We start from the raw sequence: 22,090 nt of genomic DNA, 5'->3' as shown, positions 1-22,090 counted from the left end.
CCCCCGGAAGACGAAATCAGAAGTGCACCTGCACGCCCTGCTCACGCATCGCGTTGAGCCGGTAGCGCAGTGCGCGGGTGGTCATGCCCAGGCTCTCGGCGGCCTTGGTCTTGTGCCCGCCGAAACGGCGGATGGTGTCGATCACGTGCTGGTACTCGGCGAGCTTGCCGCTGGCGCGCAGCGCGGCGCGGCCGCCCTCAGCCGCCAGCGGGATCACCGCGGCAACGGTGGCCATGGGCGCATCCGGCGCGGCCAGGCCGAGGTCGCGGGGCTGGATGAACAGGCCGTTGCGCAGCACCAGGGCGCGTTGCAGGGTGTTCTCCAGCTCGCGCACGTTGCCCGGCCAGTCGTGCTGCAACAGCGCGCGGCTGGCGGATTCGGTGAGCAGGTCGTGCTCGGCGTCCTGCGGGGCGTACTGGCGGATGAAGCGCCGCGCCAGCGGCAGCACATCTTCCTTGCGCTCGCGCAGGGGCGATATGTGCAGCGGCAACACGTCGAGGCGGAACATCAGGTCGGCGCGGAAGCGCCCTTCGTTGACCTCGGCCTGCAGGTCGCGGTTGGTGGCGGCGATGATGCGCACGTCCAGCTCGATCTCGCGGCGCCCGCCCAGGCGCTCCACGCGCTGCTCCTGCAGCACGCGCAGCAGCTTGGCCTGCAGGGCCAGCGGCAGTTCGCCGATCTCGTCCAGCAGCAGGGTGCCGCCGTTGGCCAGTTCGAACTTGCCCGGCTGGGCATTTACCGCGCCAGTGAAGGCGCCGCGTTCGTGGCCGAAGAGGATGGATTCGAGCATCGCCTCGGGGATCGCCGCGCAGTTCACTGCGATGAAGGGCGCGTCCGGGCTGGCGATGCCGTGGATGTAGCGGGCCAGCAGTTCCTTGCCGGTGCCGGTCTCGCCGGTGATCAGGATCGGCGCGCGGGTCTGCGCTACGCGTTGCGCCATCGCCAGCAGGCGGCGGCCGGCCTGGGAGCGCGAGACGAACAGTTCCTGGGCGGCGCTGGAGGCTTCCTGGCGGCGCAGCAGCGCGGCCAGCTGGCCGGCGCCAAAGGGCGACAGCAGGTAGTCGACGCAACCGAGGTCGAGCAGTGTGGCGGCCTTGTCCTGCTCTTCATAACCGACGATGGGCACCACGTCGCGCTCGCGGCCATCGCTGAGCAGCGCGCCGACCTGCGCATAGAGGTCGGGAGCGGGGAAGGCACCGGCGAGGATGAACAGCAGCGCAGCGTCGCTGCGCGCACGGGCCAGTTCGGCGAAGCCGGAGAAGCGTTCGACACGGCAGCCTTCGGCCAGCAGCGTCTGCAAAAGGAGGGCGTGAGCGGCGTCCGAGGACGGCCCGATGATCGCAACTTTTTTCTGCGCCGGCCGCTCTACGAGCAGCGTTTCACATAATTGATCGATCGACTGGCTTACACTGTTCACCGCAACTTTCCATTCGCTAGTGCGTTCGAAAAACCTTTCGTTGGTCAATCGCCAGCATCTGCCGATCAAATTCTCGGCGACTGCGAAACCTTTTAACGAAATGGCTATCTCACGGGTGGCATTGCAACAACTTCGTCACACATGAAGTTACTGCAATCTGTAACTAACCCACCCACACTAACAAGTGCCAGCACTACGCCATAGCTTCCTGCCGATTAATTAAGATCAATAGACAAAAAGTTCCGTCAAAAACAGCATTTGATATCTATTGATTTAATCGGGCGACCTCAGATCGCTATCATTGCGCCACGTCAGCAGCCTGTGATGCAGCAATTTCAGGCCCCTGGCAGACAGAGCATGCCGCGAGCAACGATCAGCCGACCCCGGCGGTCACGACACTTCCCGTGTCCTTGGGCAGATGGCAGATCGAACCTGGAAGTACGACGCTGAGCATGACTGGCAAATCAAAAGTCCACCATGGCGTGCCCGCCGACAGTCTGATCCGACTGAAACCGCAGAAACTCGGCCGGCATTATCACAAGATTCCGCAGTACATCAAAGAGATCTCCGGAAAGTATCCGCGGATCATCAGCGACTATTTCCTGCGGCATTATCGAATCAATCTCGAACTGGATAACCTGCGCATTCACGAGGAACTTCCTCGTGAACTGGAATGCCTCTTCGATTCGCCCCTGGGCAAGTTCGGTTTCGCCATGGACCGCGCCCTGCTGACCGAAGTCATCGAGTGTTACTACGGCGGCACCCTGGTCGCCAATCGCGACACGCCGCCGATCAGCAGCTCCGAGCAACGCATGCTCGACCGCCTCGGCCTGGACGTGGTCGACCTGTTCGGCCGCGCCCTGCTGATGGGCGAGTCGGTGGGCCGGCTGCAGCAGATCGACCCCACCTACGAAGAGGTGCAGTGGGAGTACGTGGCCGAGTTCAGCTACGTCAGCCACCTGACTGGCGAACGTTCCTCGCTCTACCTCTACCTGGACAACCCGCTAGCGGACGAACTGACCCGCCGCCTCGCCGGCCCGCCACCGCCGCGAGTGACCGGCAACCCGGTCGAGCACATCAAGCACCTGCCGCTGCGCCTGGATTGCGTGGTCGCCGCCGCCAGGATGCCGCTCTCGCAAGTGCTCGGCCTGGAGCCTGGCGATGTGCTGACGATCCGCCCGCTGGACCGCGTCGAGGTCCGCGTGAACCAGCAGAAGCTGTTCCGCGGCGCCATCTTCGAAGACGACGGCACCCTCTTCCTCTCCTCCCTGGAAAGCGTGAAAAACCCATGACCGGTTCTCTCTCCGACTCCGAGTTCGAGTCGCTGATCAACGATGGCGACCTCGACCTGACCCAGGATGCTGTCGATATTCCCGCCGAGCCCGTGCGCGCTTCGCTGCCGCAGCAGGACCTGAGCTTCTTCGGCAAGATTCCGGTGAACGTCACCCTGGAAGTCGCCTCGGTGGAGATTTCCCTGAAGGAGCTGATGGATGTGGACGCCAACAGCGTGATCATCCTCGACAAGCTCGCCGGCGAGCCGCTGGACGTTAAGGTCAACGGCGCACTGTTCGCCAAGGCCGAAGTGGTCGTGATGAACGGCAACTATGGCCTGCGCGTACTGGAACTGTGCGGCGCCAACCTCGACGCCCTGACTGCCTGATGATGCGGCGCCGCTCCCTGACAGGCAGATCGCTGGCCACGCTGGGCCTGCTCATCGCCGCGCTCTGCCCGCTCTACGCACAGGCAGCCGGCGGCGAGGTCACGCTGTTCAACCTGCACGACACGGCGGACGGCCAGGCCTTCAGCGTCAAGCTGCAGATCCTCATCGTCATGACGCTGCTGGGCTTCCTCCCGGCGATGCTCATGCTGATGACCTGTTTCACCCGCTTCGTCATCGTGCTGGCGATCCTCCGGCAGGCCATCGGCCTGCAGCAGAGCCCGCCGAACAACGTGCTGGTGGGCATCGCCCTGATCATGACGCTGCTGGTGATGCGCCCGGTGTGGCAGGACATCTACGCCAATGCCTACCAGCCCTTCGAGGCCGACCAGATCAGCCTGGAAGACGGCCTCGGTCGCGCCAAGCAGACGCTGAGCCGCTTCATGCTCGCGCAGACCAACCGCACCTCGCTGGAAACCATGGTCTCGCTGGCCGGCGAAACCCTGCCGGAAAAACTGGAAGACCTGGACTTCTCCCTGCTGCTGCCGTCGTTCGTGCTCAGCGAGCTGAAGACCGCGTTCCAGCTGGGCTTCATGATCTTCATCCCGTTCCTGGTGATCGACCTGGTGGTGGCGAGCGTGCTGATGGCGATGGGCATGATGATGCTCTCGCCAATGATGATCTCGCTGCCGTTCAAGCTGATGATCTTTGTGCTGGTGGACGGCTGGGCCCTGATGATGGGCACGCTGACCAGCAGCGTGCAGCCGTTCTAGCGGCCTTTCGGAGAACGCCATGCTCACCCCGGAAAGCGCCGTCGATATCGTTTCCAACGCCGTGCATATCACTGCCCTGATCGTCTGCGTGCTGATCGTGCCGAGCCTGATCGGCGGCCTGCTGGTGAGCATTTTCCAGGCCGCCACGCAGATCAACGAACAGATGCTCAGCTTCCTGCCGCGCCTGCTGATCACCCTGGGGATGCTGGTGTTCGCCGGGCACTGGATCCTGCGCACCCTGTCCGAACTGTTCATCGAGTCGTTCCACCAGGCAGGCCGCCTGGTCGGCTGATGCCATGCAGCAAGGTGCATCCATTCTGCAGGCGTTCGACACCCTGCAACTCCTGCAGGCCTGGTGGTGGCCCTTCTGCCGGATCATGTCGGTGTTCGCCCTGGCGCCGATCTTCAGCCACAAGGCGATCCCCATGCGCCTGCGCATTCTCCTCGGCCTGGCGCTGACCGTCGCCCTCGGCGCCGCGCTACCGCGCCCGCCGGCCATCGACCCGCTGTCCGCCCAGGGCCTGCTGGTGGCGCTGGAGCAGATCGCCTTCGGCCTGATGCTGGGCCTGGCGCTGATGCTGGTGTTCACCGTGTTCACCCTGGTGGGCGACGTGATTTCCACCCAGCTCGGCCTGAGCATGGCGGTGTACAACGACCCCATGAACGGCGTGTCGTCGTCCTCGATCCTCTACCAGCTGTACTTCATCCTGCTGGTGTTCCTGTTCCTCTCCATCGACGGCCACCTGCTGGTGGTGAGCATCCTCTACCAGAGCTTCATCTATTGGCCGGTGGGCAGCGGCCTGCATTACCTGGGGCTGGAGTCGGTGGCCGGCAGCCTGGCCTGGGTGTTCGCCGCCGCCGTGCTGATCACCCTGCCGGTGGTGTTCTGCATGACCCTGGTGCAGTTCTGCTTCGGCCTGCTGAACCGCATCTCACCGGCACTGAACCTGTTCTCCCTGGGCTTTCCCATGGCGATCCTGGCGGGCCTTGCGTGCATCTGGCTGACCCTGCCGGACATCCCCGAGAACTACCTGAAGCTCACCCGCCAACTGCTCGACGCCATCGGCGTGATCTTCCGCAAGGGGCGCCATGGCTGAGCAGCACAGCGCCCAGGAAAAGACCGAAGAGGCCTCCCAGCAGAAGCTCCGGAAGAGTCGCGAGGACGGCCAGGTCAGCCGCTCCAAGGACATCTCCACCACGCTCTCGCTGCTGGCCACGCTGGTCGCCCTGAAGTTCTGCGTGGAGCATTTCTACGACGGCCTGAAGCAGGGCTTCGCGCTGTCCTTCATCGACCTGAGGAACAGCGAGATCGGCCTCGACGACTTGCCGCTGGTGCTCGGCCACCACCTGGTGCTGTTCATCACCACGTTGCTGCCGCTGCTGGTCACGCCGCTGCTGGTGGTGCTGTTCTCGATGATCCCCGGCGGCTGGATCTTCTCCAGCAAGAACTTCATGCCCAAGCTGTCCAAGCTCAACCCCATTACCGGGCTCGGGCGCATCTTCTCGCTGCAGAACTGGACGGAGCTGGCCAAGTCGCTGCTGAAGATCGCCGTGCTGATCGCCGTCGCCCTCTACCAGCTGAACGGCGCCCTGCCCGGCCTGCTTGCCTTGCAACGCAGCGATGTACGCAGTGCCATCGCCACGGCTTTCAGCACCTTCTACGACATCACGCTGTCACTGCTGGTGGTGTTCATCCTGTTCTCGGTCATCGACATCCCGATCCAGTACTTCTTCTTCAAGAAGAAGCTGCGCATGACCAAGCAGGAGCGCAAGGAAGAGCACAAGAACCAGGAAGGCCGCCCGGAAGTGAAGGCGCGCATCCGCCAGTTGCAGCGCCAGCTGGTGCACCGGCAGATCAGCAAGACGATCAAGACCGCCGACGTGGTGATCGTCAACCCGGTGCACTTCGCCGTGGCGCTGCGCTATGACCCGAAGAAGGCCCAGGCGCCCTACGTGGTCGCCAAGGGCCTCGACGAGACCGCGCTGTACATCCGCAAGATGGCCAAGGCCCACGACCTGGAAGTGCTCGAACTGCCGCCGTTGGCTCGTGCGATCTACGCCACCACCCAGGTGAACCAGCAGATCCCGGCGCAGCTGTACAAGGCCGTCGCCCACGTCCTGACCTACATCCTCCAGCTCAAGGCCTGGCGCTCCGGGCGCCGTGAACGGCCGGAGCTGATTCGCAATGTCCCCATTCCCGAAGAACTGCTGAACAGAGTCTGACCATGCGCCTACTGCAGTCACTATTGCCGACCTTCCAGAGCGGCCGCATCGGCATCCCGCTGATCATCCTGTCGATCCTCTCGATGATCATCCTGCCGCTGCCGCCGCTGGTGCTGGACGCCCTGTTCACCTTCAACATAGTGGTCGCCATCCTGGTGCTGCTGGTCAGCGTGTCGTCGAAGAGCCCGCTGGACTTCTCGCTGCTGCCCACGGTGATCCTGGTTACCACGCTGCTGCGCCTGACCCTGAACGTCGCCTCCACCCGCGTGGTACTGCTCGACGGCCACACCGGCACGGGCGCGGCGGGCAAGGTGATCGAGGCCTTCGGCCACGTGGTGATCGGTGGCAACTTCATCGTCGGCCTGATCGTCTTCGTGATCCTGATGATCATCAACTTCATGGTCATCACCAAGGGCGGCGAGCGCATCTCCGAGGTCACCGCGCGCTTCACCCTGGATGCCCTGCCCGGCAAGCAGATGGCCATCGACGCCGACCTCAATGCCGGCCTGATCGACCAGAACGAAGCCAAGCGCCGCCGCTCGGAAGTGGCCAAGGAAGCCGACTTCTACGGCGCGATGGACGGCGCCTCGAAGTTCGTCCGTGGCGACGCCATTGCCGGCATCCTGATCCTGCTGATCAACCTGTTCGGCGGCCTGGCCATCGGCGTGTTCGTCTACGACCTGCCCGCCGGCGCGGCCTTCCAGCGCTACGCCCTGCTGACCATCGGCGACGGCCTGGTAGCGCAGATCCCGGCGCTGCTGCTGTCCACCGCTGCGGCGATCATCGTCACGCGGGTCAACGAGTCCGCGGAAATCACCAGCCTGGTGCACCGGCAGATGCTCGCCTCGCCGTCGCTGCTGTACACCGTCGCCGGCATCCTCGTGGTGCTCGGTCTGGTGCCGGGCATGCCGCACACCGCCTTCTTCGCCTTCGCTGCACTGGTGGCCTTCATCGCCTGGCGGCTGTCGCTGGCCGGCCCGCCCATCGAGGCGCAGACGCTGGAGCAGACCCAGGCGCTGACGCACGCGATGGACCAGGAAAAGGCGCAACAGCTGGCCTGGGAAGACATTCCGCTGGTGGAGCGGCTGTCGATCTCACTGGGCTACAAGCTGGTCAGCCTGGTCAACGAGGCCAGCGGCGCGCCGCTGCCGCAACGGATTCGCGGCGTGCGCCAGACGCTCTCGGAGAACCTCGGCTTCCTTCTCCCGGAAGTGCAGATTCGCGACAGCCTGCGCCTGAAGGCCTCGCAGTACGCCATCCACATCAACGGCGAGCGCATCGACGGCGCGGAAATCCACGCCGACCGGCTGATGGCGATTCCCTCGCCGGAGCTGTACGGCGAGATCGACGGCATCCTCGGCGTCGACCCGGCGTACCGCATGCAGGTGGTGTGGATTCTGCCGGCCGACAAGTCCCGCGCGCTGAACCTGGGCTACCAGGTGATCGACTGCGCCAGCGTGGTCGCCACGCACCTGAACAAGGTGGTGCGCGAGCACCTGCCGGACATCTTCAAGCATGACGACGTCGAACACCTGATGCAGCGCCTGACCCTGCAGGCGCCCAAGCTCGCCGAATCGCTGAAGGCGCAGCTGACCTATTCGCAGCAGCACCGGGTGTTCCGCCAGCTGCTGCAGGAAGAAGTGCCGCTCAAGGACATCGTCACCATCGCCAGCGCCCTGCTCGAAGGCAGTGAGACCACCAAGGACCCGGTGCTGCTGGCCTCCGACGTACGCTACGCGCTGCGCCGCAGCATCGTTTCGTCGATCGCCGGCGACCGCCCGGAGCTGACCGTGTTCGTCCTGGAGAACGCCTTGGAGAACACCCTGCTCGGCGCCCTGAGCATCGCCCAGCAGGCCGGCCCGGTGAGCCTGGACAACATCCCGGTGGAACCCAGCCTGCTCAACCAGCTGCAGCACAGCATGCCGGTGGTAAAGGAAAAACTGCGCAAGGAAGGCCACCCGCCAATCCTCACCGTGATGCCGCAACTGCGGCCGCTGCTGGCGCGTTATGCGCGGGTGTTCAGCCCAGGGCTGCACGTGCTGTCGCAGAACGAGATTCCGGAGCGGGTGGGGGTACAGATATTGGGGACGCTGGGGTGATGTGGTCTGGCGGAGCGGGTGCTTTTCTGAGCGTTCGGCGCGGGGTCTTCCCCTCACCCTAACCCTCTCCCAATGGGAGAGGGAACTGTCTGGAGCGGGCTGATATTTCCACGCTCGCCGACTGACTCCTGAATAGCCACAACACACCGATCGGCCCCCTCTCCCAATGGGAGAGGGCTGGGGTGAGGGCCCGCCCGAGCGCCGATCTACCCCTCCCGAAGATCCATCACGACAACCGCGCCCGCCCCAACAGGCTGCGGTTGAAGCTCACCGACATCGACGTCACCAGCTCGGTAAACGCCGCACTCGGCCGATCCAGCTTGAACCCCTGCTCGAAGCGCGCGTTCTTGGCATCCTTCTTCGACCACTGGCAGATCGCCGTGATATCCACCGAACGGGTGTGATCCTCACGTACCGGAATCTCCAGGCGCATGTCGTAGCAGCTGCCCGGCGCCAGCGGCTCCTCCGTCACCAGCCGCAGCCCACCCATCGAGACATCGAGGACCGTCCCCATGGAATCGCCGCTCAGGCGGTTGGTCACGTTGATCTGGCCGATGTGGCGGAAGGTCAATCGACGGTGCTTGCGCATGCTGGCCTCTTGTAGGGAACGGGCTCTGGGACGGACGGGGAAGAAAAACGCGCGCGCATCCTAGCAGCGCCAGTCGCTCAAACGAACTCAAAAGCTATCAACTGGCCAGTATTTGCGGCAGATCCCTCTCGCCTTCCATCGCCGCGCGCGCCGCTGCAGCAATGCAACGGATATTCTGCAGACGTGCGCTGCACGCTTGCATGGAGTGCTGCGATTTTGCACACACCCCTTGAGCACCCCCGCGGCGCAAGGGCGTTTCAGGCTGGCATGCAACATGCCTTGCTCTCCCTGCGGGCCGCCGAGTGGCCGCACCGTCGTGTTGGGAATCTGCATTGGAGATCTGCCTTGGAGGGAGAAATGGACCCGCTAAAACTGCTGCTGGACAGAGGCCTGTTGCTGTCCGACAGCCTGACGTCCCAGGGACGCTTCATCGAAGTCTCCGCCGAGCAGACCGACCAGCTCGGGTACCCGCCGGGCTCGCTGGACGGCCAGGGTGCCGAACTGATCTACACCGCCGACTCGCTGAACGCGCTGATGCAGCTGTTTGCCAACCCGCCGGCCGATGAACGCGTGCAGGACCTCGAGTTGACCCTGATCCGCCACAACGGCGGCCTGCTGCCGGTGCTCGCCAGCGGCGTGCTGCAATGGCGCGACGGCGAGCCGGCGCGCCTGTACCTGGTGAAGATGCCGCTGGGGCCGGTCAGTCGCCGCCTGGGCGAGCTGCAGAGCGCCAATGAAGTGATGAGCCAGATGCTCTTCAGCGCGCGGGTGGCCTACTGGTGCATCGAGTTCGCCGAGTCGGTGGATGTGCGCGAGACACCGGACGAGATCGTCCGCCAGGTGTTCGAGAACCGCTCCTACTGGCGCATGTGCAACCGCGCCATGGCCAACATCTACGAGATGCCCGCCGACGTCGATTTCAGCGAACAGCCAGTGCGCCTGTACTGGCCGCGCAGCCCGGCCAACGAGGAGTTCGTGCGGCGCCTGATCGAGGCGGAATTCCACGTCGATGGCGCGCTGTCGGTGGACCGCCGTCATGACGGCTCGCCGGCTTACGTGGAGAACGACGTGCGCGCCAGCATCCACAACGGTCGCCTGCTGCGCATGTGGGGCAGCCTGCGTGACGTCAGCCAGGAACTGCGCATGCAGCACGACGCCGAGCAGCGTATCGAAGCACTGCGCCGGGTGTTCGACGCGGTGCCCGACGCGGTGCTGGTGATCGACGAAGCGGCCCAGCCGCAATGGCGCAACGCGGCCTTCGAGCAGACCTTCGGCATCACCCGCGCCGCCGGCCTGGCCTCGACACTGAACCGCATGCCACTGCCCGAACGCACCTGGCAGGTGCTCGACCTGCCGGACCAGTTCGGCAACTACCAGTCCTTCAACAGCCACTGCTCGCGCATCCTCATCCGCGAGGACGTGGCCTGGCGCGTCTTCGTGCTGCGCTTGGCGAACAAGGCGACGGAGCTACATCCATGAGCAAAGAAGCATGAGCGAAGAAGGCTTCTTCGCGCCGCTACGGATGGGCATGCGCTCCTCGGTCAGCGCGTCCGGAGAGATGCTCTCCGCGCTGCTGGAGACGCCGGCGCTGCATGCCCTGCTCGACAGCTTCAGCGAGGCGCTGATCGTCTGCGACGGTGACTCGCGGGTGCGCTTCATCAACCTCGCGGCGGAGCGGGTCAACCGCGTTACCCGCGTCGATGTGCTGGGCCTGCCCGACGTGGACTTCTTCCAGCGCTCGGCGCTGCAGTTCGACGATTTCCAGCAGGCTCTGCGCCGTGGCGGCAAGAGTGCACTGACCCGTTCCCGCGATGGCCGGGTGTTCCTTACCCGCGCCCAGGCCGTGCCCACCGGTGCCTACGAGAAGCCTTACAACCTGCTGATCCAGCGCGAATACGAGCCGGGCACCGCCGGCAGCCTGCGCAGCCCCTCCGGGCGCGCCTCCACCACCGACCTGCAGGGCCTGGGCGACCCGCAGGACAACGCGCTGCACATGTCGCCGCTGCTCTCTTCCATCGCCGACATGGGCGTGCGCGCCTTCCGCCGCCGCGCGCGCCTGCTGCTGCTCGGCGAGCCCGGCGTCGGCAAGACCGCCATTGCCCGGCACATCCACCGCGCCGCCGGCTGGGGCGACCGGCCCTTCATCGACGTGAACTGCGCGAGCATCCCGGAAACCCTGTTCGAGTCGGAAATGTTCGGCTACGAGCGCGGCGCCTTCACCGGCGCATTGCAGTCGGGCAAGCGCGGCTATATCGAGAGCGCCTCGGGCGGCACGCTGTTCCTCGACGAGATCGGCGAGATTCCGCTGCAGGTACAGGCCAAGCTGCTCAAGTTCCTGGAAGACGGCACCATCCAGCCGGTAGGTTCACCGCTGTCGAAACAGGTCCAGGTGCAGGTGATCGCCGCCACCAACAAGGACCTGCGCGCCCAGGTCGCGGCCGGCGAATTCCGCGCCGACCTCTACTACCGCCTGGCCGTGCTGCCGGTGGAAATCCCGCCGCTGCGCGCCCACCGCGACGACCTGCCGGTGCTGATGGACATCCTCCTGGCGCGGATCAACCGCGACCGCCAGCCGCCGCTGCGGTTGTCCTCGGCATGCCGCGAACGCCTGCTGGGCTACGACTACCCCGGCAACATTCGTGAGCTGGTGAACATCTTCGAACGCCTGGCGGTGCTGGCCGACGATGTCGCCGATGAATTGCACCTGCCGCCGGAACTGCTCGGCGCGCCGCCAGCCGGCAGCCCCGTCGCGCTCGACGAACCGGTTGCAGCCATCGACGACCAGCCGCTCAAGGCCCAGGTGCAGCGCTACGAGCGCCAGGTGATCCTGCGCGCAGTGCGCCTGTGCGGCAGCAAGCGCAAGGCGGCGATCCACCTGGGCATCGACGTCGGCACGCTGATCCGCAAGTTGCAGCGCGACGACTGAGCGCCGCCTGACATAGCGCGCCTTGTCCCAAAGCCCCTCACCCTAACCCTCTCCCAGAGGGAGAGGGGACTGATCGGCGCGAGCTTCACCTAACGAGCTCGCCGGCTACCCCCAGCTTTCAGAGCGCTCCAGACGGCCCCCTCTCCCTCTGGGAGAGGGCTGGGGTGAGGGCAGCCGCAGGCGCCGAGGTACGACAAGGTTCGCGAACAAGGACTAAGCGCTCCCTTCTCTCCTGCAAAAGCCCACCATCCATGCATCCGCGGGACTACCCGGTCACGCGGCTTTTACGTATCCAGCACAAATGCCCCCTGCGACAATCCACCGCTGCATCCCTGCCTACAGCCGTTGTCATTTCTGCTTACACCTCTGATTTCGTATTTTTACTTTTCCTTTAAATTTCAATTACTTAACTATTTGGCACAGTCTGTGCCCTGTCTCCTTCGACCCGTGACCGTGCGCGGGTCCTCGAATCGCGCTGGCGCTCCTGACCGAGAGAGCCGGCAGTTCTGGAGGCACAAGAATAATGCTCATCACAGGTATCAAGAGCCGGCCGGTCTACGACCAGTTGCGCCCGCTCGCCGGCGGCAACCACCACATCATCGCCGGCCAGGGCAGCGGCGGCAGCGCCATGCTCCGTCTGCTCGCCGAAATGCCGCGCACCGCACCCATCCGCGTGCTGTATTCCAGCGAATCCTTCTCCGGCCAGGATCACCTCGCCGCACTGCGCGACATCACTGACGTCGAGCTTTCGATCTACCCGAGCAACCGCGCGCTGGTCGATGACCTGCACGCCCTGCTGGGCCAGTCGCGCATGGGTACCCGTCTGTACCTGGCCGGCTCCGAGAGCTTCATCGGCACCGCCATGCAGGCCGCCGACGCGATCAACCTGAACAAGGACGAAGTGCTGCGCGAGCACGCCGGCTCCTTCGTCCGTCGCGTCTGGTGCGTGCACTGCGACGGCTACACCGAGAACGTCACCCAGCGCGTCTTCGACTGCCCGCACTGCGCCCGCACCCTGGTGGTCCGCGACCACTACTCCCGCCGCCTCGCCGCCTTCCAGGCCGTGAAGGCTGACGCCGAAGTCCCCGGCGAACTGCCGGAAGCCGAGGAGCTCGACACATGAGCCAGTCCAACGGAACCCTGAATGTCCGCGTCACCCGTATCGAGCAGGTGACCCCGGAGATCAAGCGCTTCACCCTGGCCTCCACCGACGGCGCGCACCTGACCCCATTCTCCGGCGGCAGCAACGTCGTGGTGCTGATGCCCCACGCGGCCGGCACCTACCGCAACGCCTACTCGCTGATGAGTTCGCCCTACGACGCCAGCGCCTACCAGATCGCCGTGCGCCGCGTGGAAGAAGGCCGTGGCGGCTCGAAACACATGCATGACGTGGTGCAGGAAGGCGACGAGCTGGAAATCCTCCGCCCGGTGAACCTGTTCCCGCTGAGCAAGCATGCGCGCCTGCACCTGTTCATCGCCGGCGGCGTAGGCATCACCCCGGTGTGCTCGCAACTGGCCGAGCTGCGCCTGCGCGGCACGCCCTTCGAAGTGCACCTGGCGGTGCGCGGCGACGCCCATGCGCGCCTGGGTGAAGAACTGCTGCAGGAATACGGCGATGCCGTGCGCCTGTACCGCGACGAGCGGGGCGAGCGCCTGGACATTTCGGCGGTGCTGGCCGACCGGCCACTGGGCAGCGACGTCTACGTCTGCGGCCCCGAGGGCATGATCCAGGCAACCATCGATGCCGCCCACGCCCACGGCTGGACCGACAGCCACATCCACTACGAGCGCTTCCTCGAACAGGGCAGCGTCGGCGAGGCGTTCCAGGTCACCCTGGCGCGCAGCGGCGCGAGCATCCAAGTGTCGCCCGACCAGAGCCTGCTGGAGGCCGCCGAGGCCGCCGGCCACGACATCCCGTACCTGTGCCGCGGCGGCGCCTGCGGCATGTGCGAGACCAACGTCCTCGAACTGGATGGCGAAATCCTCCACACCGACGACTGGCTGTCCGACGAGGACAAGGCCGCCAACAAGAAAATCATGCCCTGTGTGTCGCGTGCCAAGTGCTCGCGGCTGGTCATCGACTGCTGAGCCGGAGAACGACCATGACCATCCAATTCCACCCCGACGAAACCTACCGCGACGACTACACCTACGCGAACAGCCAGGCCTGCATCGACCGCGCGCCCTGGCCCTTCCCGGACGACGAGTACATGTACTCGATGAACCTGGAGCCGCACGTCTCGGTGGGCAACGACGCCTTCCGCGCGGTGTTCGACATCGACGAGCACTACATCAGCGAATGCCGTGACCGCGCGATCACCCTGGAGAAGGACCCGGGCATGCACTACGTCTCCGCGCCGCACATGATGGAGGCGCAGTGGGACCTGCTCGAGCTGATCATGGAGGCCTATGCCAAGGACTACCCGGAGTACTTCTCCCTGGAGAAGGACGGCACCCGCTGGCACTGGACCAACAAGCTGCTGAACATCGACGACACCTTCACCTTCGGTGATCCGGCGACCCTGCCCTACGAGCCGATGGAGTACGTCACCCGCCAGGCCCAGGGCGACTGGGTATTGCAGGAAGAACGCGACGGCACCCTGTACTGGGGCGCGGGCATCGCCACCCAGCGCGCCGACTACTCGCTGCGCTTCAACCTGGGCATGGCCTGGCACGAGTTCCACGGCCCGGTGCCGCTGGTGAAGGAAACCGGCATGCTCGACCGCGCGCTGAAGTTCCTCCTGCGCCTGCGCAACGGCCACCCGGTACGCCGCCTGAACTGGTCGCTGACCGTCAACCCGCGCCTGGACGTCTCCGCCGAGTCCCTGCCCGAGTGGGCGCCGGACCGCACCACGGTGACCGCCGAGAACGCCGGTCAGAAGGTCTACTTGCGCATCGAACTGCAGCCGCTGCACCGTCTGCCGCGCAGCAACGCCATCGTGTTCCCGATCCGCACCTACCTGCTGAGCCTGGAAGATATCGCCACCAACCCGGCGTGGGCCAAGCGCATGCACCGCGTGCTCAAGTCCCTCGACCAGCAGCTCGTCGACTACAAGGGCTTCACCCGCTACCACCAGCAGGCCGTGGAGTGGCTCTCGAAGTACGACGACGGCCAGTGATCGTCGCTTCGCACACATAAAAAACCAACCCGAAAAGGGAACCGGCGGGCGTCGTGAGGCCCGCCGGACGAATGCCTTCTGCCCATCAACCCCTGAGAGGAAACAACGATGAGTGGGTCCCCTGCCAAGCGTGCCGCTGGCGTTACCGATCAAGACGCCGAGCAGCTCGCTGCCCTCGGCTACAGCTCCAACTTCGAACGCAGCATGGGCCTGTGGGAGAACTTCTCCCTGGGCTTCACCTACCTGTCGCCGGTGGTCGGCGTCTACACCCTGTTCGGCCTGTGCCTGGCCGCTGGTGGTCCGCCGATGTTCTGGACCTACCTGCTGATCGGTCTGGGCCAGTTGCTGGTGTGCCTGGTGTTCTGCGAAGTGGTCTCGCAATTCCCCATCTCCGGGGGCGTCTACCCCTGGGCCCGTCGCCTGGTGGGCAAGCGCTGGGCGTGGATGGTCGGCTGGGTGTATGCCTGGGCGCTGTGTACCTCCATTGCCGGCATCGCCGTGGGCGCCAGCCCGTACATGGCCGCCATGCTCGGTTTCGACATGCACGGCAACGCCGCCATCGGCATCGCCCTGGGCCTGATCGCCCTGTCCACCGTGCTCAACCTGTCCGGCACCAAGCTGCTCGCCCGCGTCGCCATGTTCGGCTTCATCTGCGAGTTGGGCGGTGCACTGCTGGTGGGCGGCTACCTGCTGATCTTCGAGCGCCACAACGACTTCAGCGTGCTGTTCAACACCTTCGACATCAAGGTCGACGGCAGCTACTGGCCGGCCTTCCTCGCCGCATCGCTGGCGGGCCTGTTCCAGTACTACGGCTTCGAAGCCTGCGGTGACGTCGCCGAGGAGACCCCGAACCCCGGCAGGATGATCCCCAAGACCATGCGCATGACCATCTACATCGGTGGTGCGGCGGCGATGTTCGCCTGCCTGGCGCTGATCCTCTCGGTGCCGGATATCCAGCGCGTGATCAACGGCGAAGACACCGATCCGGTGACCACCATCCTCGCCAACGCCTTCGGCCCGGTGGGTTCGAAGCTGGTGATGGCGGTGGTGATGGTGTCGTTCGTCTCCTGCGTGCTGAGCCTGCAGGCCGCCGCCAGCCGCCTGCTGTTCGCCTATGCCCGCGACGAGATGATCGTCGGCAGCAAGGCCCTGTCGAAGCTCAACAGCAACCACGTACCGGCGGTCGCGCTGATGGTGGCGGGCGTGATGCCGGCAGCCATCGTCTGCCTGGGTCTGTTCATGGCCGATGCAGTGGCCACCATCGTCGGCTTCGCCGCGATCGGCATCTACATCGCGTTCCAGCTGATCGTCGTCGCCGCGCTCATCGCCCGCGCCAAGGGCTGGGCACCGGGTGGCCAGTTCACCCTGGGCAAATGGGGCGTGCCGGTGAACGTCGCGGCGCTGATCTATGGCGTGGCGGCGATCACCAACATGGTCTGGCCGCGCACCCCGGACGCGCCCTGGTACATGAACTACTCGATGATCCTCACCACGGTGATCGTGCTCGGCGCCGGCCTGCTCTACATGCTGCTGGCCAAGCCGTACGACAAGGGCACTGCGCCAGCGGGCGACGCCCACCGGATTTCCCGCCGCCAACCATCCGTGCGCGCTGCGGGCGCGCTGACCGAACCGGCTTGATCGCAACGTTGACGCAATTCGGGCCATACGCCTGAGGGGCTGCGTCTGGAGCGCCACCTTTCCCCGGTGACGCTCCCCTGCGTTTGCGCAACGGACCGCCTTCTGCCGAGGGTTGGTCCGTTTTTTTATTGGTGGGGAAAATCCTTCTTGCAGGAGCGGACCTTGTCCGCGAAAGGCTCCAGTTTCGCTGGAGGCGATCCTACGAGATCAAAAGCCCCACACCCCGACACCGCGCTCCTACAAAGAGCCTTCTATCGGGCGATCCACAGCAGGCACAACGACAGGGTCACCAGCGAACCCAGGGTGGACAGCAGGATGCTCCGCGACACCACCGCCGCCTCGCGCTGGTAGTACTCGGCGAGCATGAACGGCCCGGTGCCGGTGGGCAGCGCGCTGAGCAGCAGCGCCGAATCGGCCCACAGCGGCGGCAGGTCGAAGACCTTGTAGGCGAGGAAGCCGGTGAGCAGCGGCTGGCCGATCAGCTTGATCGCCACCAGCGGCCAGGCGCCGACCTGCTCGCCTCGCACTTCCTGCTTCTGCGCCAGAAACAAGCCGAGCGATACCAGAGCACAGGGCGTCGTCGCGGCGGCGAGCATGTCGAGGAAATGCAGCAGCGGCGCTGGAAGACCGATGCCGGTCACTGCCCACAGGCCGCCGATAATGGGTGACACCACCAGCGGGTTCTTGCCCAGCGCCTTGGTCACCACCCACACGGCGCGGCCGATGTGCTTCTCGGCCTGCAGGCCGACCTCGATGCACACCACCGAGATGGCAAACAGCACGCAGACCACCAGCAACGAGGCGATCAGCGCCGGCTCCAGGCCATCCTGGCCGAACACCAGCAGGCACAACGGGATGCCCATGTAGCCGGTGTTGGCGTAGGACGCGCTGAGCCCGTCGATGCTCGCCGCCGGCAACGGCCGGCCCTGCAGCAGGCGCCAGGCCAGCGTGGCGAAGAACACCAGCAGACAACCGGCGGTGAAGGCGGCAAGGAACCCCGGTTGCCAGATTTCCGCCCAGGTCGCGGTGGCGGTGACCTTGAACAGCAGTGCCGGCAGGCACAGCCAGACCACCAGCTTGTTCACCTCCGACGCCGCCTGCGGGCCGAGGCGGTTGCTGCGCCGGCACAGCCAGCCGACCAGGATCAGCGCGAAGATCGGCAGGACGACGGCGAACACGGTGTGCATGGCAGGGAACCTGGAGAACGGGAGCGGCAGGCGAGCATAGGGTTGCCAATCGATACCGTCCAATGCTTACTAGGGCGCCCATCCATACCCTTTCCGTATCGATGATCGACTTCCGTCAGTTGCGCTATTTCCTCGCCCTCGCCGAGCACCTGCACTTCGGCCGTGCCGCCGAGGCGCTGCACATCACCCAGCCGCCGCTGAGCCGGCAGATTGCCGCGCTGGAGGAAGAGCTGGGCACGCCGCTGTTCGCCCGGCATTCCCGCTCGGTGGAACTGACCGCCGCCGGCCGCGATTTCCAGCAGCACGCCCGCGCCCTGCTCTCCGGCCTGGATCTCGCCGTGCGCGCCGCCCGTGCCACGGCGCGCGGGGAGCGCGGCGAGCTGCGCATCGGCTTCACCATGCTCGCTGCCTGGACGCTGCTACCGCGCCTGCTGAAGACCTTCGCCGATGGCCACCCGGAAGTGAAACTGGTGCTCAACGAGGTCCTGCCACGCGACCTCGGCCCGGCGCTGGAAAACGGCGAAGTGGACGTCGCCCTGACCTTCCCCGAACGCGAGCCGGGCCAGCGGCTCTACCGCACGCTGCAGCGCGAGCCCCTGTGCGCGGTGCTGCCGGCGGATCATCCACTGGCGCAATCAACCGAATTGGACGTGGCGAAGCTGGCCGGCGAGCCTTTCATCACCTTCCCGCCCGCCACGGCGCCGGCGCTGCACGAGTCGGTGATGGACTGCTGTCGCCAGCATGGATTCGCCCCGTCAGTGCGCATGGAAACGCACCTGCAGCAGACCATCGTCAACCTGGTGGCCGAGGGGCTGGGCGTGTCCCTGGTGCCCGACTCGATCCGGCGCATGCAACTGCCCGGCGTGGCCTTCCGCGCCATCGCGGCTTCGCCGCAGGTGGAGTACGGCGCAGCGTGGAGCCCGCACAACGACAACCCGTGCCTGGCGGCGTTTCTGCGCAGCGTGGGTGCGGTCGAAGCCTGAGATGTAGGGCGCATAACGCCTGCGGCGTTATCCGCCGCCATGGCGGATAACCCGTTCCGGGTTATGCGCCCTACGGTCGATAGAGTGCCACCCGCTAGACCCGCCCAGTCACCGGAATGCATGCGCCGGTGATCGCCGCGGCGTCTTCGGAGGCGAGGAACAGCAGGGTTGCCGCCAGTTGCTCCGGCCGCACCCAGCGGTCGAACTCGGCATCGGGCATATCGGCTCGGTTCTGCGGGGTGTCGATGATGCTCGGCATCAGCGCGTTGACGGTGATTCGCGCGTCCTTCAGTTCTTCCGCCAGCGCTTCGGTCAGGCGCATGACGCCGGCCTTGGACGCCGCGTAGGCGCCCATGCCCAACGCCGCGCGGTTGGCCGCTGCGGCGGCGATATTGAGGATGCGTCCGCGCCCACGCGCCTTCAGGTGGCCAAGCGCGGCCTGGCTGGAGACCACGGCGGTGCGCAGGTTGATGCGGTACATCAGGTCCCAGGTGTCGACGTCGCCGTCGGCCAGGGTTTCCCAGTGGAAGCCGCCGGCCACGTTGATCAGCGCATCGAGGCCGCCGAAATGCTCGTTGACCTGCTCCAGCGCCGCGCGGGCGGCGGCAGGATCGGTGAGGTCGATACCGCCGATGGACAGCGCCCCGGCCTGTGGATAACGCGGCCCGACGGCACGGTCGAGCAGCGCGACCTGCCAGCCGGCATCGGCAAACGCCTGGCCGACCACGCTACCCAGATGGCCGAAGCCGCCGGTGATGGCGACGATCCTGTTCATGTGGTGCTTCCTCGCGAAGAAGTGGGAGGCGCACTTATAGGGTTAGCAGGTCCGGCGTGAAAGGTCGCGGGCGCCAGATGAGGGGACGGATCGGGACGGGGGATTTCCGGGGAGATTCCGTGCTGGACGATCCCTCTCCCCAACCCTGGCTGCGCGCCCCGCTCCGAAGGGAGAGGGAGCTGTTCGGCGCGCTCAGAGGTTTTGGCGCCGAAAGTTTCCCGGTGGTTTTAACGGAAGTTAAAGGGAGCGATGCCTTCGAATCCGGCACGGTCGGTCCCCTCTCCCTTAAGGGAGAGGGCTAGGGAGAGGGCGCTGAGGGCCAGCGCGGACGCTGATCCTTACCCCCTCCCTTACTTCACCAGCCGCGCATCCAGGCTGTTCTGCGCCAGGCGCTGCGCCTGCTCCTGGGTCATCCCCAGGTGCTCATGCAGGGCCTGGAAGTTCTCGGTGACGTAGCCGCCGAAGTAGGCCGGGTCGTCCGAGTTCACCGTCACCTTCACGCCGCGTTCGAGCATGTCGAGGATGTTGTGCTCGCGCATGTGGTCGAACACACAGAGCTTGGTGTTGGACAGCGGGCAGACGGTCAGCGGGATCTGCTCGTCGATGATGCGCTGCATCAGGCGTTCGTCCTCGATGGCGCGCACGCCGTGGTCGATACGCTCGATCTTGAGCAGGTCCAGGGCTTCCCAGATGTACTCCGGCGGGCCTTCTTCGCCGGCGTGGGCCACGGTCAGGAAGCCTTCGCTGCGGGCGCGGTCGAACACACGCTGGAACTTGCTCGGCGGGTGGCCGACTTCGGAGCTGTCCAGGCCGACGGCGATGAACGCATCGCGGAACGGCATGGCCTGATCGAGGGTTTTGAACGCCTCTTCCTCGGACAGGTGACGCAGGAAGCTGAGGATCAGGCCATGGCTGATGCCCAGTTGCTTCTCGCCATCCTTGAGCGCGCCCTGGATGCCGCGCAGCACCACCTCGAAGGGTACGCCACGGTCGGTATGGGTCTGCGGATCGAAGAACGGCTCGACATGGATGACGTTCTGCAACTGGCACTTCTGCAGGTACGCCCAGGTCAGGTCATAGAAGTCCTGCTCGGTGCGCAGCACATCGGCACCGGCGTAGTAGAGGTCGAGGAACTCCTGCAGGTTGTTGAACGCATAGGCCTTGCGCAGGCTCTCGACGTCGCCCCAGGGCAGGGCGACCTTGTTGCGCTCGGCCAGGGCGAACAGCAGCTCGGGCTCCAGCGAACCCTCCAGGTGCAGGTGCAGTTCCGCCTTGGGCAGGGCATTGAGCCAGTCGTACATGGGTGAGGTCTCGTTATGGGTAGATCAGGCGCCAACATTGGCACACAGGCTGATCCGGCAAGCAATTGGCAGCGGGGCCAAAGGCCCCAGCCTGCGTGGACAGAGATAATTCTGACGCAAAAGACAGATATCCGCGAAATCTTCCGACCGTTCTCCTTTCTAGAATCGCAGCATTCCCCCCCGCTACGGCCCGACCCATGAACAAGACCCTGCTGGTCCTGCTGCCTTTTGCCCTGGCCGCCTGCGACTCCTCCTCCGCCTCCGACTTCCGGTACAACGAGGTGGTGACCCCCGCTTTCCTGCATAACGTGCAGCGGATCGACCGGGACAGGAAAAGACTGATCAAGGGCGATTTCGATTCCGGCCATGCCGTCACCGCGACGCGACCGGTGGAAAGCGCAGCCAGCCACATCGCCGAGCTCGAACACGACCTCACCCAGGTGCAGCAACTGCATCACGGGAAGGATGCCAGCCACTTCGCCAGCAGCCTGTCGCGCTACTACGAACTGCAGATCGGCTACTACCAGCACCTCGAGCGCTACGCGGAAACCGGCGACAAGGCCAGGAAGGCGGCCCTCGTGAAGGAGCTCGACGACGCGTACAAGGCATTGCACGTATTGCCCGACCAGGTCCTGGCGGCGCAGAAGCAATTCGTCGAGCGCGCCGACCTGCCCCACTGAGCGAGCGAGCCGGCCACGACGATCAGCAGGTCGCTGGTGCGCCTCCGGCCCATTGCCTAAGATGGCGCTCTCGCTCTCTTACGGAATGGACATCCTCTCGATGCTGCGCGCGCTCAAAGAAGAAAAATTCCTCCTCCTCGCCCTGCTGGTGGCGATTGGAGTCTACCCGCTGGAGCACAGCCTGCTGGGTGGCGGCAAGATGCTCGCGGGGATCGCCGCGACTGCGCTGCTGGCGGTGATCATCGGCGTTTCGCTGCGCGTGGCGCACCACGCCGAGATCCTCGCGGAGAAGGTCGGCGAACCCTACGGCACCATGATCCTCACCCTGGCGGCGGTGCTGGTGGAGGTGGTGATCCTGGCGATCATGATGAATCACAACCACTCGCCGACCCTGGCCCGCGACACCATCTACGCCGCGGTGATGCTCGACATGAACGGCATCCTTGGCCTGGCCGCGCTGCTCGGCGGGTTGAAGCACGGCGAGCAGTCGTACAACGACGACTCGGGCAAGACATACGTAACCATGATCCTCACCGCCGTGGGCATCTCCATGGTGGTGCCGGAGCTGATCCCGGCCGAGCAGTGGAAGCTCTACTCGTTCTTCACCATCGGCTGCATGGTCATGCTCTACGCGCTGTTCCTGCGCATGCAGACCGGCCAGCACAGCTACTTCTTCAGCTACAACTACGCCACCCATGGCGAGCACGGCGAAGGCCACGAGGC

At 65.4% G+C, this 22,090-nt stretch carries 20 protein-coding genes and 1 pseudogene; 16 read left to right on the top strand and 5 right to left on the bottom strand.

All coding sequences use genetic code 11. The features are described 5' to 3' along the window. Positions 1–16: 16 nt before the first annotated feature. Positions 17–1,396, bottom strand: coding sequence for a sigma-54 dependent transcriptional regulator (locus RS899_RS28200; protein WP_409978099.1), 1,380 nt, complete (start codon positions 1,394–1,396; stop codon positions 17–19). A gap of 473 nt (positions 1,397–1,869) precedes the next feature. Between RS899_RS28200 and RS899_RS28195 the strand changes: the two genes are divergently transcribed. From RS899_RS28195 to RS899_RS28165, 7 genes are read left to right on the top strand one after another with little or no spacing between them, the layout of a single operon-like run. Next, entirely contained in the window at positions 1,870–2,709 is an 840-nt protein-coding gene (locus RS899_RS28195) for a FliM/FliN family flagellar motor switch protein (RefSeq protein ID WP_065086103.1), read from the top strand. Beyond that, positions 2,706–3,077 (top strand): FliM/FliN family flagellar motor switch protein, encoded by a 372-nt coding sequence (locus tag RS899_RS28190; RefSeq protein ID WP_315808594.1) that lies wholly within the window; start codon positions 2,706–2,708, stop codon positions 3,075–3,077. Before RS899_RS28195 ends, RS899_RS28190 begins: the two co-directional genes overlap by 4 nt. Continuing rightward, on the top strand, positions 3,077–3,847 hold the full coding sequence (fliP, locus tag RS899_RS28185) for a flagellar type III secretion system pore protein FliP (RefSeq protein ID WP_054909537.1): 771 nt from the start codon (positions 3,077–3,079) through the stop codon (positions 3,845–3,847). The genes RS899_RS28190 and fliP overlap by 1 nt, the downstream gene beginning before the upstream one ends. A gap of 19 nt (positions 3,848–3,866) precedes the next feature. Further along, positions 3,867–4,139, top strand: a complete 273-nt coding sequence (locus tag RS899_RS28180) for a flagellar biosynthetic protein FliQ (protein WP_045213351.1) — start codon at positions 3,867–3,869, stop codon at positions 4,137–4,139. A 4-nt stretch (positions 4,140–4,143) separates the two neighbouring features. Beyond that, on the top strand, positions 4,144–4,944 hold the full coding sequence (gene fliR / locus RS899_RS28175) for a flagellar biosynthetic protein FliR (RefSeq protein ID WP_315808593.1): 801 nt from the start codon (positions 4,144–4,146) through the stop codon (positions 4,942–4,944). Continuing rightward, positions 4,937–6,070 (top strand): flagellar biosynthesis protein FlhB, encoded by a 1,134-nt coding sequence (flhB, locus tag RS899_RS28170; RefSeq protein ID WP_315808592.1) that lies wholly within the window; start codon positions 4,937–4,939, stop codon positions 6,068–6,070. Before fliR ends, flhB begins: the two co-directional genes overlap by 8 nt. Before the next feature lie 2 nt (positions 6,071–6,072). After that, complete coding sequence (locus RS899_RS28165) at positions 6,073–8,169, top strand: flagellar biosynthesis protein FlhA (RefSeq protein WP_315808591.1); 2,097 nt, start codon at positions 6,073–6,075, stop codon at positions 8,167–8,169. Positions 8,170–8,395: 226 nt separating this feature from the next. Here the strand turns inward: RS899_RS28165 and RS899_RS28160 are convergent, their stop codons facing one another. After that, on the bottom strand, positions 8,396–8,758 hold the full coding sequence (locus RS899_RS28160; RefSeq protein ID WP_054909495.1) for a PilZ domain-containing protein: 363 nt from the start codon (positions 8,756–8,758) through the stop codon (positions 8,396–8,398). A 357-nt stretch (positions 8,759–9,115) separates the two neighbouring features. Here RS899_RS28160 and RS899_RS28155 point away from each other — a divergent pair, with 357 nt between their 5' ends. The 6 genes from RS899_RS28155 to RS899_RS28130 all read left to right on the top strand — a co-directional run bounded on the left by RS899_RS28155 (position 9,116) and on the right by RS899_RS28130 (position 16,441). After that, positions 9,116–10,237, top strand: a complete 1,122-nt coding sequence (locus tag RS899_RS28155; RefSeq protein WP_315808590.1) for a PAS domain-containing protein — start codon at positions 9,116–9,118, stop codon at positions 10,235–10,237. Positions 10,238–10,247: 10 nt separating this feature from the next. After that, entirely contained in the window at positions 10,248–11,684 is a 1,437-nt protein-coding gene (locus RS899_RS28150; protein WP_315808589.1) for a sigma-54 interaction domain-containing protein, read from the top strand. Positions 11,685–12,207: 523 nt separating this feature from the next. After that, positions 12,208–12,807: a dimethylamine monooxygenase subunit DmmA family protein gene (locus RS899_RS28145; protein ID WP_024767257.1), complete on the top strand. Its 600-nt coding sequence runs from the start codon at positions 12,208–12,210 to the stop codon at positions 12,805–12,807. Then, entirely contained in the window at positions 12,804–13,772 is a 969-nt protein-coding gene (locus tag RS899_RS28140) for a PDR/VanB family oxidoreductase (protein ID WP_315808588.1), read from the top strand. Before RS899_RS28145 ends, RS899_RS28140 begins: the two co-directional genes overlap by 4 nt. 14 nt (positions 13,773–13,786) lie before the next feature. Beyond that, on the top strand, positions 13,787–14,803 hold the full coding sequence (locus tag RS899_RS28135; RefSeq protein WP_315808587.1) for a DUF3445 domain-containing protein: 1,017 nt from the start codon (positions 13,787–13,789) through the stop codon (positions 14,801–14,803). Positions 14,804–14,911: 108 nt separating this feature from the next. After that, positions 14,912–16,441 carry an APC family permease gene (locus tag RS899_RS28130; protein WP_169889178.1) on the top strand — a complete coding sequence of 510 codons (1,530 nt, stop codon included), beginning with the start codon at positions 14,912–14,914 and terminating at the stop codon, positions 16,439–16,441. A gap of 251 nt (positions 16,442–16,692) precedes the next feature. On the opposite strand, the gene RS899_RS28125 is transcribed toward RS899_RS28130, so the two are convergent. After that, positions 16,693–17,628: an AEC family transporter gene (locus RS899_RS28125; protein WP_315808586.1), complete on the bottom strand. Its 936-nt coding sequence runs from the start codon at positions 17,626–17,628 to the stop codon at positions 16,693–16,695. Positions 17,629–17,729: 101 nt separating this feature from the next. On the opposite strand from RS899_RS28125, the gene RS899_RS28120 reads away from it, so the two are divergent. Further along, on the top strand, positions 17,730–18,611 hold the full coding sequence (locus tag RS899_RS28120) for a LysR substrate-binding domain-containing protein (protein ID WP_315808585.1): 882 nt from the start codon (positions 17,730–17,732) through the stop codon (positions 18,609–18,611). A gap of 94 nt (positions 18,612–18,705) precedes the next feature. On the opposite strand, the gene RS899_RS28115 is transcribed toward RS899_RS28120, so the two are convergent. Continuing rightward, the gene (locus RS899_RS28115; RefSeq protein WP_054909488.1) at positions 18,706–19,386 is read right to left on the bottom strand and encodes an SDR family NAD(P)-dependent oxidoreductase; all 681 of its coding nucleotides are present in this window, start codon (positions 19,384–19,386) and stop codon (positions 18,706–18,708) included. A gap of 350 nt (positions 19,387–19,736) precedes the next feature. After that, positions 19,737–20,687 (bottom strand): adenosine deaminase, encoded by a 951-nt coding sequence (locus RS899_RS28110; RefSeq protein WP_054909487.1) that lies wholly within the window; start codon positions 20,685–20,687, stop codon positions 19,737–19,739. Between the two features lie 197 nt (positions 20,688–20,884). Here RS899_RS28110 and RS899_RS28105 point away from each other — a divergent pair, with 197 nt between their 5' ends. Then, positions 20,885–21,367: a hypothetical protein gene (locus RS899_RS28105; RefSeq protein WP_054909486.1), complete on the top strand. Its 483-nt coding sequence runs from the start codon at positions 20,885–20,887 to the stop codon at positions 21,365–21,367. A 100-nt stretch (positions 21,368–21,467) separates the two neighbouring features. Then, a pseudogene (locus RS899_RS30930) lies at positions 21,468–22,056 on the top strand (calcium:proton antiporter); the annotation flags it as partial. Positions 22,057–22,090 lie beyond the last annotated feature (34 nt).

The organism is Pseudomonas sp. C9-3 (genome assembly GCF_032392015.1).
In the GTDB taxonomy this organism is placed as follows: domain Bacteria; phylum Pseudomonadota; class Gammaproteobacteria; order Pseudomonadales; family Pseudomonadaceae; genus Pseudomonas; species Pseudomonas nitroreducens.
This window is presented reverse-complemented; position numbering and strand designations above follow the sequence as displayed.